This is a genomic window from Pelomonas caseinilytica (assembly GCF_021353235.1).
In the GTDB taxonomy this organism is placed as follows: Bacteria; Pseudomonadota; Gammaproteobacteria; order Burkholderiales; family Burkholderiaceae_C; genus Pelomonas; species Pelomonas caseinilytica.
Genome location: NZ_JAJTWT010000016.1, coordinates 22,800 through 36,102, shown reverse-complemented (window position 1 = coordinate 36,102; position 13,303 = coordinate 22,800). Strand labels below are relative to the sequence as shown.

Sequence of the window (13,303 nt, the reverse complement as noted above, 5' to 3'; positions counted from 1 at the left end):
GTGGGCTACGGGAGCGGCAGCTTGCCGACATACCCGGTCAATTCCAGGTAGCCGGCGCCGAGCGGCCGGTTCGAGGTGTCGAACAGCCGGGCCGCGCCCTCCCAGTAGACCAGGCCGCTGCTGCGCCGGGCGTCGATCTCCTGTTCGTCGAAGAAGGCGGCCAGGCGCATCTCGCCCGCGGGGCTTTGCAGCCGCCATTCGACCGGCCAGCGGGCGCCGGTGGCGGGGCTGGTCCAGTGGCGCAGGGGCGTCATCTGCACCTCCTGCGGCGCGAAGCTGCGGTCGGGCTGGCCGGGCGTGCGCAGGCTGCCGCCCGCGAAAGAGCGGCGGCCGTCGGCATGGCGCAGTTGGAAGAGGGTCAGCGCCCGGCCGTCGTCGAGGTTGACGCCCAGCCAGTCCCAGCCGACGGCGTCGCCGAGGACGTTGTCGCTCCATTCATGGTCCAGCCAGCCCTTGGCGCCGAGGGCGAGCTTGCGGCCGTCGACCTCCAGCGTCGCCGCGCCGGTCAACTGGGGCCGGGAGTAGTAGAAGCTGAACTGCTCGGGCTGCGGCCCCTTGCGCGAGAGGCCGGCCTCACCCTGCAGCAGCGGCGGCAGGGGTGTGAGCACTTCGAGGTCGAGGCTGAAGCCCGGGCCGGTGAAGGCGGCGCGGTAGCTGGTGCCGCGCCGCTGCAGGAGCCAGTCGCGCAGCTTCACCCGGCAGTCGCCCACGGTGGTGTAAACGGCGCCGGGCAGGCCCCGCATCAGCCGCTGCGCGTGGCGCTGGCGCCGGGCGCCGAGGTCCGACAAGGCGACGTGGCCCAGCAGCAGCTGCCGGGCCGCGAGGCCGCTGGGATGGTCGTCCGCGGCTGGGCCGGGGATGCGGAAGAAGGTCAGCTGGTAGCCGAAGCGCGGCGGCCCGCCATCCAGGTCCGACAGCAGCCCGGTCAGGTACCACCACTCGATGGCCTGCCTGGGATGGGCGCCGAAGTCGGCCGGAAAGCGCAGCTCGGTCGCCGCCGCCCGCACGGGCAGGGGCAGGGCCGCCAGCAGCAGGGCGCGGCGGGGCAACGGCAGTGGCAAGGGCCGCACGGACATCAGGCGTCCTCCCTCACGGCGCGCACGGCGTCGGGGCCGAGGGCGCGGCGGCCGGCCAGCAGCGAAGCGCCCACCGCCGCGGCGAAGGCCAGGCCCACCAGGGCGGCCAACCGCGCCAGCGGCAGGTGCAGGTCCATGGTCCAGTGAAAGCTCTGCGGGTTGACGACATAGACCAGCACCAGGCTCAGGCCCAGGCCCAGGGCCAGCCCGGCCAGGGCGCCCGCGCCGGCCTGCAGGCCGGCCTCCAGCCCGAGCAGGCGCAGCAGCTCGCGCCGCGACAGGCCGAGGTGGCGCAGCAGGCCGAACTCGCGGCGCCGGGCGAGGGCCTGGGCCGACTGGCTGGCGATCACGCCGAACAGGCCCACCGCCAGGGCCACGGCCTGCAGCCAGACGGTGATGGCGAAGCTGCGGTCGAAGATCTGCAGCGACAAGGTGCGCAGCTCGCCCGCGGCGGCCATTTCCACGTCGTCGCCGGCCACGCGGCGCACGGCGGCCCGTGCGGCGTCCAGGCTGCGGCCCGGCGCCAGCCACAGCGCCAGCTCGCTGGTGCCGGTGTCGCCGCTGGCACGGCGGTAGTCGGCCAGGTCCATCCACAGGGCGCTGCTCTGGCGCGAGTAGTCGCGCCAGACGCCGCGCACCTGCAGGCGCAGCCGGCGGTCTCCGTCCACCAGCTCGGCGGTAAACACGCGTCCCGGTACCAGTCCATCGCGGTCGCGGGCCGCTTCGTTCACCCACACGGCCAGGGTGTCCGCCGCTGCGGCGCCCGTCCAGCGTTCCACCAAGGGCAGGCCGCCGGTGTCCAGCTGACGTGCCGTCAGCGCCACCGGCTCGGCCTCGGGGCGCAGCCGCAGGCGAGCGGTGCGCTGTGGCGCGCTGCGGGCGATCTCGGGCAGGCGGCCCAGGGCGTCGAGCACGGCCGGCTGCAGTGGCGCCGGCAGGCCGTCCGCCCCGCGCAGGGCGGCGCGCACGTAGAGGTCGGCCGGCAGGGCCTGGTCCAGCCAGCGCGTCAGCGACTCGCGGAAGCTGCCGATCATGACCGTCATCGCCACCGCCAGCGCCAGGGCGACGAGCACGCCGGCCAGCGAGCGCCGTGCCTCGGTGGCCTGGTCGCGGCTGCGCTCGCGGGCCAGCAGCAGCAGCGGGCCGGCCGGCAGTCTCTCCAGCAGGGCCGTCATGCCGCGCACAAGGGCCGGCACCAGGGCCAGCCCGCCCGCCAGCAGGCAGAGCATGGCCAGGTAGGCGGCCACCGGCGTGTCGCCCCACAGCGGCGGCACCCACGCCAGCGCCGCGCCGAGAGCCAGCAGGCCCAGGCCGGCCCAGGCAGGCAGGGTACGCCCCGCAGGCAGTCCCAGGCCCTTGAGCACCAGGGCCGGAGCGATGCGCCGCACGGTCAGCGCCGGGGCCAGCGAGGCCACCAGCGCCGCGGCCAGGCCCAGCCCGGCGTAGACCACGGCAGGCATCAGCAGCGGTTGGGCGAAGAGCAGGTCGGCCGACGAGCCGCCGGCCGCGTGCAGGCCGAGGTCGCTGCCCAGCAGCTTCAACGCACCCGCCGCCAGGCCCACGCCGAGGGCCAGGCCGAGCACGGTGCCCAGGCTGCCGATCACCAGGCCTTCGATGAGGATGAGCCGCCAGCGCATGCGTGCCGACACCCCCAGCACGCCCACCAGCGCCCACTGCGGCAGGCGCTGGGCGGTGGCCAGCGACAGCACGGCGTAGACCAGGAAGCTGCCGGTGAAGAGCGCCATCAGCGCGAGCAGGCCGAGGTTGACGCGATAGGCCCGGGTCAGGTCGGACAGCCGGGCCCCCTCGTCGGCGGGAGGCTCGGCGCGCCAGCGCGGTGGCAGGCTGGCGGTGAAGGCGGCGGCGTCGATGCCGGGCGCGAGCTGGATGTCGATGCGGTCCAGGCTGCCGAGGCGGCCGAACAGGAGCTGGGCATCGGCGATGTCGAGCACGCCCAGCGGCGTGCTGCCGGCGGCGATGCGCCCGCCGACCTGCAGCTCCACGTCGCGCGGGGCGCCGCTGCCGGGCTGTGGCAGGCGCAGCCTGAGCGTGGTGGCGCCCGCGGGCAGGCGGGCGCGCGCGGCGCCGTTGAGATGCACGGTTCGGGCGGCCAGGGCCTCGGCGGTGCCGCCTTCCACCTGCGGCACGAGTTCGGGGGCCAGCGGCCGGGCGCCTGCGGCCGAGGCGAGCAGGGCGAGGGGGTCCAGCCCGACGAGGCGGATGGACAGGGCCCGGCCATCGGGCCCGGCCTGGCCGGGCCACAGGGCCACGGCCTCGAGCACCGGGTTGGCGGCTGCCACGGCGGGGCGCTCCAGCAGCTCGACGAGGTCGGCATCGGTGAGCGGGCCGGAGCGGGCGCGCAGCACCAGGTCGGGCTGGCCGTTGACGCCGCGGGCGGCGCGCGCGAATTCGGCCAGGGCGGCGCCGTTGAGGAGGTGCACGCCGAAGGCGAGGGCCACACCCAGGGTCACGGCGAGGATGGCCAGCAGCACGCGGCCGGGGTGGTCGCGCCAGGCGGGCCAGGTGAAGTGGCGCCAGAGGGTCATGAGACGAGGGCGCGTGTGCTTTGCTGGCGCGGCTGGTGGGTCGCTTTTGCTGAAAGCCTTTCGACTCGGAGCACCGTGCCGGGAGTTCGCCCCGGCGGGCGACCTACTTTCTGGCCCGCCAGAAAGTAGGCAAAGAGCGGCCCCTGCAAAACCGCCCACCCGCGATGCGGGTGGGTGCCCTGCGATGCTCGAAGCCCGAGGCCAGCGCCAAACTCCCTTCGCTCACTGCGTTCGCTACGGTCAGACAGTGGCGCTGAGTCAGTTGTTGAAGCGCGCTGCGCGCGCGCCTCGGGCTTCTGCGCTTCTCGGCGGTTTAGAAGGGGAGGCCCCAAACAGCCGAAACAGCCAACAGCCAAACGCGCCAGCCGGCTGGCGCCGGCTGTTCCTTCACTCCCCCTTTGAGCCCGCCGAGCAGCGCAAGGCCTTGAGGGCGCGAGCGAAGCTCGCTTCAACAACTGACTCCGCGCAACTGTTTGAGCGGAGCGTAGCGAAGCGAGTTTTGCGCGGGCCCTCAAGGCCTGAGCAGCGCAGGGAACCCCGCCGCGCAGCGGCGGGGCGGGCGGTTCGGGGGCGGTTTCTTTGCCTACTTTCTTGGGCGCCCAAGAAAGTAGGTCGCCCGCCGGGGCGAATTCCCGGCATGGGCCTGGCCACCAAGGCGCCGCACGCAAAAGCAAGCAACACCTCCCCACCGTCATGCGACGTGCAACCCGCGCGCATCCAGCCGCAGCCGCCGATCCGCCGCCTGCGCCGCCACCTCCGAATGCGTCACCAGCAGGCACGCCGCCCCCGCCTCGTGCGTGCACCGCCTCAGCAGCTCCAGCACCTCGGCCGCATGCCGGGCGTCGAGGTTGCCGGTCGGCTCGTCGGCCAGCACCAGCACGGGCCGGTGCACCAGCGCCCGGGCGATCGCCACGCGCTGCAACTGGCCGCCCGAGAGCTGCCGCGGCATCCGTGCCGACAGTGCGGCGAGGTTGACCGCCTCGAGCATGGCCGCGACCCGGCCGTCGTCGCGCTGTCCGAGCAACCGCAAGGGCAGGGCCACGTTGTCGGCGACGCTCAGGTGGGGCAGCAGGTGGAAGGCCTGGAAGATGAAGCCCAGCGAACGGCGCCGCAGCGCGGAGCGGCCCTCGTCGTCGAGACCGCGCAGGTCCTGCCCCGCCAGCGTGATGGCCCCGGCATCGGCCTCGTCCAGCCCGGCCAGGCAGTTCAGCAGCGTCGACTTGCCGCTGCCCGACTCGCCCAGCAAGGCGACGATCTCGCCGGCCTGCAGGTCCAGGTCGATGCCGGCGAAGACCGGCGTGTCGGCATAGCTCTTGGCCAGCCCTCGGGCGGACAGCACCGTCATGCGTTCAGCAACCTTTGCAGCCCGGCCAGCAGCTCGGGCACCGGCTGCGGGCCGTCGCAGGCGATGACGCGTCGGCGCGGCATGCTGCGCAGCCAGGTGACCTGGCGCTTGGCGAGCTGGCGCGTCGCGGCGATGCCGCGCTCGCGCAGCGTGGTGAAGTCGTCGGCATCCAGCGCCTCCCAGACCTGGCGATAGCCCACGCAGCGCATGGACGGCAGCGCGAGGCTGAGGTCGCCGCGCGCCCGCAAGGCCCGGACTTCTTCGACCAGGCCCGCAGCCAGCATGGCGTCGAAGCGCTGCGCCAGTCGCTCGTGTAGCCAGCCGCGGTCGGCGGGCTCCAGCGAGAAGAGCGGCCAGTCGACCCCCTCGTCGCGCGAGGCGGCGTGCAGGGCGCTCAGCGGCTGGCCAGTGAGGCGGATGACCTCGAGGGCCCGCTGGATGCGCTGGCTGTCATTGGGCGCCAGGCGTTCGGCCGTGGGTGGGTCCAGGCGCGCCAGCTCGGCATGCAGGGCCGGCCAGCCGAGCTCCGCGGCCTCGGCGTCGATCTGCGCACGCAGCTCGGCATCGGCCTGGGGCAGGGCAGACAGGCCGTCGAACAACGCCTTGAAATACAGCATGGTGCCGCCCACCAGCAGCGGCAGCCGGCCGCGTGCGGCGATCTCGCCGGCCAGGCGCCTGGCGTCGCGCACGAACTCGGCGGCCGAGTAGCTGCCGGTCGGGTCGAGGATGTCGATCAGGTGGTGGGGCACGGCGGCCCGCTCGGCGGCGCTCGGCTTGGCGGTGCCGATGTCCATGCCGCGGTAGACCAGGGCCGAGTCGACGCTGATGATCTCGACGGGCAGCACCTCGGCAATGGCCAGGGCTGCCGCGGTTTTGCCGCAACCGGTGGGACCGGCCAGGCAGATGGGGGGGCGCGCCATCATGCCGAAAACAGCCGAACACGGCCACAGAGACACAGAGGCACAGAGAAGCTCGGTTGCACGCGTCTATTCCCCGATTTCTCTGTGTCTCTGTGTCTCAGTGGCCGGTTTTCCCGGGACCGCGGTCAGAACCGTTCCCACGGCGCCAGATAACGCCACTGTCCGACGGGCAGGTGGCCGAGCGGGATGCGGCCGATGCGCACGCGCTTGAGGCCCACGACCTTGAGGCCGACCAGCTCGCACATGCGGCGGATCTGGCGCTTCTTGCCCTCGCGCAGCACGAAGCGGAGCTGCTGCTCGTTCTGCCAGCTCACCTTGGCGGGCTTGAGCGGCTCGCCGTCGAGTTCCAGGCCGTGGTTGAGCAGGGCGAGCTTCTCCGGTGCGAGGGCCGCATTGGGCAGGGTGCCCTCCGGCACCGCGTGGCCGACGAATTCCACCCGCACGAGGTACTCCTTCTCGATCAGCGAGTCGTCGCCGATCAGGGCCTTGGCGATGCGGCCGTCCTGGGTCAGCACGAGCAGTCCGGTGGAGTCGATGTCCAGCCGGCCCGCGGGGGCGAGGTGGCGGTGGTGGTTGGGATGGGGCTTGATGCCGGAGGGGTCGTCCTTCCAGCGGTTCTCGGGCTGGAAGAGCACGACGGCGGGCTCGTAGCCGTCCTCGGCCTGGCCGGAGACATAACCGATCGGCTTGTGCAACAGCACGGTCACGAGTTGGGCCTGGGCCTGGCGCGCGGCGGGGTCGATGTCGATCTGCACGTCGCCGACGACACGCTGGCCCAGCACGGCGACCTTGCCGTTGACGCGGACCCAGCCGGCGGCAATCCACTCGTCGGCCTCGCGGCGCGAGGCCATCTTCAGCTCGCTCATGCGCTTGGACAGGCGGTCACCGTCCTCGGCGTCGACCTGGCGCGCCGGGTTCAGGCGCTGCTGCGGGCGTTGGGGCGGCTCCAGGCCCGGGCCGCGGTTGGCCACGCGGCGCTGGTCGACGCGCGGCGGGCGGCCCGGTGCGGGCCGCTCGTCGGGGCGGGCGCGTGGGCCTCGCGGTGGCGCATCGCCACGCGGCGGGTGGCCTGCCGGCGGCCGTTCGGGCTTGAAGGCGCCGGCCTTGGGTCGGGCCGGGTGCTCTTCGCGCAGGGGCGCGGGGCGCTCGCGCCGTTGCTGGCTTTGCAGGAACTGCTCTTCGCGCTCGGCCCGCTCGGCCTGCGCCTGGGCCAGCGTCGGGCGCGGTTTGGAGACGCCCTTGCCACGCACCGGGGCGCGTTTCTCGCCCTCCGCGGTGCGGGTCTTGGCGGCGGGTTTCTTGTTCTTGAGGGTGAGCGTGGCCATGTCAGTCGTCGATCTTGCCGTTGCGGGCTCGGGTCGATTGAACACAGCCACAGAGGCACAGAGACACAGAGAGGGCGTCAATCCGCGGCCTCTGTGCCTCTGTGCCTCTGTGGCTTTGTTTGAATCTCAATTCAGCGTCCGCGGAGGAAAAGGGCGTCCAGCTCACGCATGTCGAGCTGGCGCCAGGTGGGGCGGCCGTGGTTGCATTGGTCGGCGCGTTCGGTGGCTTCCATGTCGCGCAGCAGGGCGTTCATCTCCTCCAGCGTGAGCTGGCGGTTGGCGCGCACCGCGCCATGGCAGGCCATGGTGGCGAGGATCTCGTGCTGGGCGCGTTCGAGCACGGAACTGGCGTCGAACTGGGCCATCTCGGCCAGCAGCTCGCGGGTCAGCGCGACCAGGTCGCTCGCGGCCAGCAGCGCCGGGCGCGAGCGCACGGCCAGGGTGCGGCTGGACAAGGGCGCTACGTCCAGGCCCAGCCTGGCGAGCGTCTCGGCGTGCTGCTCGGCGGCGGCCACCTCCTCGGCCGTGGCGGCGAAGCTGACCGGGATCAGCAGCGGCTGGCTCTCGATCTGCGTGGCGCCCAGCCTGGCCTTCAGGCGCTCGTAGACGACGCGCTCGTGGGCGGCGTGCATGTCGACGATGACCAGGCCCTGGCGGTTCTCGGCCAGGATGTAGACGCCCTGGATCTGCGCGATGGCCCGGCCCAGGGGCCAGTCCTCGTCGGGCAGCTTGAGGGTGACCGAGGGCGGCGCCGACGATGCGGCCGGGGCGGGCGTGGCGGCCCGGGTGGGCTCCCACAGCGTCTCGTGCTGGACGAGGGACAGCCGCACCTGCTCCGCCGTTGGCGGCACGGGTGCCACGTAGGCCGGCCGCGGCTCGGCGACGTAGAGCGTGGCCGGCGTCGTCGGCGCGAAGGACAGCGGCGCCATGGCCGAATCGACGCCTTCGGCCTCGGCGCTGCGCGACGCGGCGAGCGCGTCGATGAAGGCGCGTCGCACGCTCTGGTGGATGGCGCGGCCGTCGCGGAAGCGCACCTCGATCTTGGTGGGGTGCACGTTCACGTCCACCAGCTCCGGCGCGATCTCGATGAAGAGCACATAGCTCGGCTGGCGCTGGCCGTGCAGCACGTCCTCGTAGGCGGAGCGGATGGCGTGGGCGATGAGCTTGTCGCGAACGTAGCGGCCGTTGACCCAGACGTATTGCTGGTCGGCCCGCGAACGGGCGGCCTCGGGCAGGCCGGCGCGGCCGGTCAGGGCCAGCGGCCCGGCGCTGTGCGAGAAGGCGCGGCTGTCGGCGATGAAGTCCTCGCCCAGCACGTCGGCGATGCGCTGCTCGGGCGTGGCCGGGCGCCACTGGTCGACGAGCTTGCCCTCGTGCCAGATGGCGAAGCCCACGTCCGGCCGGGCCAGGGCGTGGCGGCGCACGGCCTCCACGCAATGGGCGAGTTCGGTCGCGTCGGTCTTGAGGAACTTGCGGCGGGCCGGCGTGGCGAAGAAGAGCTCACGCACCTCCACGCTGGTGCCGCGGGCGCGGGCCGCCGGCTGCAGCTCGCCGCTGCGGGCGTCCAGGCGGTTGGCGTGCGCGTCGGAGGCCGTGCGGGAGGCGATGGCCATCTCGGACACCGAGGCGATGGCGGCCAGGGCCTCGCCCCGGAAGCCCATGGTCGCCACCGATTCGAGGTCCGAGAGGCTGGCGATCTTGCTCGTGGCATGGCGCTTGAGGGCCAGCGGCAGCTGGGCGACGGGGATGCCGCAGCCGTCGTCCTCGACGACGATGGCACGCACGCCGCCGGCCATCAGCTTGACCTGGATGTGGCGGGCCCCGGCGTCCAGCGCGTTGTCCACCAGCTCGCGCACGACCGAGGCCGGGCGCTCGACGACCTCGCCGGCGGCGATCTGGCTGATCAGCTCGTCAGGGAGCTCGCGGATGGTGCGGGGCGGGGCGACTTCGGGGAGGGACACATCCATCGGCGGGATTATCGCGGCGGGGTGGCCGTCATGAAGCCGCCGGGATAATCCCGCCCCATGGACCTGCTGCATTTCCTCCTCGATTTCATCCTCCACGTCGACCAGCACCTGGCGGACTTCGTCCAGGCCCACGGCGCCTGGGTCTATGCGCTGCTCTTCCTGATCATCTTCGTGGAGACGGGCGTCGTCGTGATGCCCTTCCTGCCGGGCGATTCGCTGCTCTTCGTCGTCGGCGCCATGTGCGGCGTGGGCCTGATGGACCTGGGCCTGTCCATGGGCCTGCTGACGCTGGCGGCCATCCTGGGCAACCAGAGCAACTACACCATCGGGCGGCATTTCGGGCCGCGGGTCTTCCAGTGGGAGCAGTCGCGCTTCTTCAACAAGGCGGCCTTCATGAAGGCCCACGACTTCTACGAGAAGTACGGCGGCATCACCATCGTGGCGGCGCGCTTCATGCCCTTCCTGCGCACCTTCGCGCCCTTCGTGGCCGGCGTGGCGCAGATGACGCGCCGCAAGTTCACCCTCTACGACGTGGCCGGCGGCGCGCTGTGGGTCTGCGGCGTCACCACCATCGGCCACCTCTTCGGCAACGTGCCCTGGGTGAAGGCCCACCTGGACAAGATCATCTGGGCCATGATCCTCATCCCCGGCCTCGTGGTCATCGGCGGGAGCCTGCGCGGCAAGTTCAAGCGCCAGACGGGCTGACTTTCAGTTCGAACGGGCTTCAGGACTAGAGTCGCGGGTTTTTCGAGACTGTCGGAGATCCCGATGACCCCGTCCCGTTTCGCACTTGCGCTGGCCTGCGCCTGGATGACCTCCGGCCCGGCCGCGGCGAGCGAGCCGACGCTGATGCTGCGCCAGCCCGCCGTTTCCAAGGACCATCTCGCCTTCGTCTACGCTGGCGACCTGTGGCTGGCCGACCGCGACGGCGGGCATCCCCGCCGGCTCACCAGCCACGCGGCCAGCGAGTTCGCGCCGCGCTTCTCGCCCGATGGCCGCAGCATCGCCTTCTCGGCCAGCTACGACGGCAACACCGACGTCTACGTCATCGGTCTGGACGGCGGCCAGCCCCGGCGGCTGACCTGGCACCCGAGCCCCGACGTCGTCAGCGGCTGGAGCCCGGACGGCCAGCGGGTGCTGTTCGCGTCGCCGCGCGAGGTGCTGAACAACCGCAGCAACCAGCTCTACGAGGTCGGCATCGACGGCGGCTACGAGAAGCAGGTCATGAAGGCCGTGGCCTACGAGGGCGCCTGGTCGCCCGACGGCAAGCGCCTGGCCTACCGGCCCTACGGCGCGGCCTACGCGGGGGCGAGCGGCTGGCGGCTGAGCCGCGGCGGCACGACGCCGCCGGTGTGGATCATGGACATGGCCACCCAGGCCTGGGAGCAGGTGCCCCACGTCAACGCCACCGACTCGGCGCCGGTCTGGGCCGGGGGACAGGTCGTGTTCATCTCGGACCGGGCCGATGGCGCGGCCAACCTCTTCGCCTACAACCCCGCCACCAAGGCCCTGCGCCAGCTCACGCGCGAAACGCAGTGGGACGTGCGCGCCGTCGACGCCTACGGCACGACGCTGGTGTACGAGGCCGGCGGGCGCATCAAGCAGATCGACCTGGCCGGCGGCACGCCGGCGGTGCTGGACATCCGGCTGGACAGCATCGCGCCGCAGGCCCGCACGCAGTGGAAGGACGCCGGCAAGTCCATCACCTCGGCGCGCCTGTCGGCGACCGGCAAGCGCGTGGTGGTGAGCGCCCGCGGCGAGGTGTTCACGGTGCCCGTGAAGGACGGCAGCGTGCGCAACCTGACCGAGACCTCCGGCGCGCGCGAGAAGGACGCGCTGTGGAGCGCCGACGGCCGCCACATCGCCTTCATCTCCGACGCCCCCGGCATGCGGCATGAACTCGTGCTGGTGGCGCAGACGGGCCTCGGTACCCGCGAGCGCTTCCTGCTGCCCAAGGAGGGTTACTTCACGCTGCTGGAGTGGTCGCCCGATGGCCACCACCTCGTGCTGCAGGACAACCACCTCAACCTCTACCGCATGGGCCTGGCGGCCGGGCCACAGCGGGGTCAGCTCGTCAAGATCGCCACCGACGTGCGCCGCGGCGGCGTCGACGTGGCCTTCTCGCCGGACAGCCGCTGGCTGGCCTTCACCAGCTCGGGCGACAACTACTTCGGCCGCGTCTGGCTGCACGAGATCGCCACCGGCAGAAACCATGCGGTGACTGACGGCTTGGCGCATGCGGCGACGCCCACCTTCTCGGCCAAGGGCGACTACCTCTACTTCACGGCGTCCATCAACACCGGCCCCGCCGCCGTGGGCCTGGACTTGTCCACCCAGGAGCGCCCGCGTCGCGCCGGCCTCTATGCCCTGGTGCTGGCGGCCGACGGCAAGTCGCCGCTGGCGCCCAAGGCGGGCGACGAGGACGGCAAGAAGGACAAGGATGAGAAGAAGGACGACGACAAGAAGGCCGATGACAAGAAGGCTGATGACAAGAAGGCTGACGGCAAGAAGGCCGACGGCAAGAAGGCGGAGGACGCCCGGCCCGAGCCGGTCAAGCCCATCAAGGTCGACCTCGCCGGGCTGGCGGATCGCCTCGTCGCCCTGCCCGTGGCCGAGCGCAACTACGACAACCTCGCCGTGGCCGCCGACGGCGCGCTCTTCTACCTGCAGCGCCCGCAGCCCGGCGCCAGCGTCGAGCCGCCCCAGGCCGAGAAGCGCGCGACGGCCGAACTCTGGCGCTTCGACTTCGAGGAGCGCAAGCCCAAGCTGCTGCGCAGCGGCGTCGCCGATTTCTCGCTCAGCGAAGACCACAAGAAGCTGCTGCTGCGCGTGGCCGGCGACAAGCTGGAGGTGGGCGATGCCAACGACAAGGGCGAGAGCAAGCCGCTGGACACCTCGGGCCTGCGTGCCCGCGTCGACCCGCGCGCCGAGTGGAAGCAGATCTTCGACGAGGCCTGGTGGATGGAGCGCGACTTCTTCTACGACCCCGCCTTGCACGGCCTGGACTGGCAGGCCGTGTACGACCGCTACCTGCCGCAGCTTGCCCACGTGCAGCGCCGCGAGGACCTGAACGACCTGCTCGTGCAGATGATCGCCGAGCTGCAGGTCGGCCACAACCGCACGGGCGGTGGCGACGTGCATGAGGAGCCCAAGGTGGCCGTGGGCCTGCTGGGCGCTGACTTCACCGTCGAGCAGGGCCGCTACCGCATCACGCGGCTCTATGCCGGCGACCGTCTCAACCCCAACCTGCGCTCGCCCCTGGCTGTGCCGGGCCTGGGCGTGAAGGAGGGCGACTACGTGCTCGCCATCGGCGGCCACGAGCTGGACGCGAAGACCAACCTCTACGCGCGGCTGGAGAACACCGTCGGCAAGCAGGTCGTCGTCGCCGTCGCGCAGGACGCGGCGGGCAAGGGCCGGCGCGAGGTCACGGTCGAGCCCATCGCCAGCGAAGCCCTGCTGCGCCGCTGGGCCTGGATCGAGGGCAACCGCCGCAAGGTTGAGCAGAAGACGGGCGGCAAGGTGGCCTACGTCTACATGCCCGACACAGGAAGCCAGGGCTTCGAGCACTTCAACCGCATGTTCTTCGCCCAGGTGGACAAGCAGGCCCTGATCGTGGACGACCGCCGCAACGGCGGCGGCCAGGCGGCCAACTACGTGACCGAGCTGCTCGCCCGGCCCTACCTTGGCAGCTGGAAGGACCGCGACGGCCTGGTGTTCGACACGCCGGGCGGCGCCATCTACGGCCCCAAGGCCATGCTCATCGACCAGGACGCCGGCTCCGGCGGCGACTTCATGCCCTATGCCTTCAAGCGCGTGGGCCTGGGGCCCCTCGTCGGCAAGCGCACCTGGGGCGGCCTGATCGGCATCTCGGTCAACCCCGACCTCATCGACGGCGGCTTCCTGACCGTGCCCTATTTCCGCTTCTTCACGCCCGAGGGCGAATGGCGCATCGAAAACGAGGGCGTCGCCCCCGACCTCGACGTCGAACTCGACCCCGCCGCCGTCAACCGCGGCGAGGACACCCAGCTCGACGCCGCCATCGCCGACGTGATGAAGCGCCTGGACGCGTGGAAGCCCATCCAGCGCAGGACGGCCCCGGCCGCAGCGACGTTGGGGCGGTGAGC

At 72.2% G+C, this 13,303-nt stretch carries 8 protein-coding genes; 2 read left to right on the top strand and 6 right to left on the bottom strand.

What is annotated here, in order from left to right:
* Window positions 1-5: 5 nt before the first annotated feature.
* The 6 genes from LXT12_RS24305 to mutL form a co-directional block, all read right to left on the bottom strand.
* Complete coding sequence (locus LXT12_RS24305; protein ID WP_233394891.1) at window positions 6-1,076, bottom strand: lipocalin-like domain-containing protein; 1,071 nt, start codon at window positions 1,074-1,076, stop codon at window positions 6-8.
* Complete coding sequence (locus LXT12_RS24300) at window positions 1,076-3,622, bottom strand: FtsX-like permease family protein (RefSeq protein ID WP_233394890.1); 2,547 nt, start codon at window positions 3,620-3,622, stop codon at window positions 1,076-1,078. Before LXT12_RS24300 ends, LXT12_RS24305 begins: the two co-directional genes overlap by 1 nt.
* A 691-nt stretch (window positions 3,623-4,313) precedes the next feature.
* Window positions 4,314-4,967: an ABC transporter ATP-binding protein gene (locus LXT12_RS24295; protein WP_233394889.1), complete on the bottom strand. Its 654-nt coding sequence runs from the start codon at window positions 4,965-4,967 to the stop codon at window positions 4,314-4,316.
* Entirely contained in the window at window positions 4,964-5,887 is a 924-nt protein-coding gene (gene miaA / locus LXT12_RS24290) for a tRNA (adenosine(37)-N6)-dimethylallyltransferase MiaA (protein ID WP_233394943.1), read from the bottom strand. The genes LXT12_RS24295 and miaA overlap by 4 nt, the downstream gene beginning before the upstream one ends.
* Before the next feature lie 125 nt (window positions 5,888-6,012).
* Window positions 6,013-7,212, bottom strand: a complete 1,200-nt coding sequence (locus LXT12_RS27080) for a pseudouridine synthase (RefSeq protein WP_349255046.1) — start codon at window positions 7,210-7,212, stop codon at window positions 6,013-6,015.
* A gap of 131 nt (window positions 7,213-7,343) precedes the next feature.
* On the bottom strand, window positions 7,344-9,179 hold the full coding sequence (mutL, locus tag LXT12_RS24280; RefSeq protein WP_233394888.1) for a DNA mismatch repair endonuclease MutL: 1,836 nt from the start codon (window positions 9,177-9,179) through the stop codon (window positions 7,344-7,346).
* A gap of 57 nt (window positions 9,180-9,236) precedes the next feature.
* Here mutL and LXT12_RS24275 point away from each other — a divergent pair, with 57 nt between their 5' ends.
* Together LXT12_RS24275 and LXT12_RS24270 are read left to right on the top strand one after the other, a co-directional pair.
* Window positions 9,237-9,884: a VTT domain-containing protein gene (locus tag LXT12_RS24275; RefSeq protein WP_233394887.1), complete on the top strand. Its 648-nt coding sequence runs from the start codon at window positions 9,237-9,239 to the stop codon at window positions 9,882-9,884.
* A 63-nt stretch (window positions 9,885-9,947) separates the two neighbouring features.
* Complete coding sequence (locus LXT12_RS24270; RefSeq protein ID WP_233394886.1) at window positions 9,948-13,301, top strand: S41 family peptidase; 3,354 nt, start codon at window positions 9,948-9,950, stop codon at window positions 13,299-13,301.
* Window positions 13,302-13,303: the final 2 nt, after the last annotated feature.

Coding starts and splice junctions, on each gene's coding strand:
- LXT12_RS27080 (WP_349255046.1), bottom strand. CDS start 7,212: ATGGCCACGCTCACCCTCAAGAACAAGAAACCCGCCGCCAAGACCCGC.
- LXT12_RS24295 (WP_233394889.1), bottom strand. CDS start 4,967: ATGACGGTGCTGTCCGCCCGAGGGCTGGCCAAGAGCTATGCCGACACG.
- mutL (WP_233394888.1), bottom strand. CDS start 9,179: ATGGATGTGTCCCTCCCCGAAGTCGCCCCGCCCCGCACCATCCGCGAG.
- LXT12_RS24300 (WP_233394890.1), bottom strand. CDS start 3,622: ATGACCCTCTGGCGCCACTTCACCTGGCCCGCCTGGCGCGACCACCCC.
- LXT12_RS24275 (WP_233394887.1), top strand. CDS start 9,237: ATGGACCTGCTGCATTTCCTCCTCGATTTCATCCTCCACGTCGACCAG.
- LXT12_RS24305 (WP_233394891.1), bottom strand. CDS start 1,076: ATGTCCGTGCGGCCCTTGCCACTGCCGTTGCCCCGCCGCGCCCTGCTG.
- LXT12_RS24270 (WP_233394886.1), top strand. CDS start 9,948: ATGACCCCGTCCCGTTTCGCACTTGCGCTGGCCTGCGCCTGGATGACC.
- miaA (WP_233394943.1), bottom strand. CDS start 5,887: ATGGCGCGCCCCCCCATCTGCCTGGCCGGTCCCACCGGTTGCGGCAAA.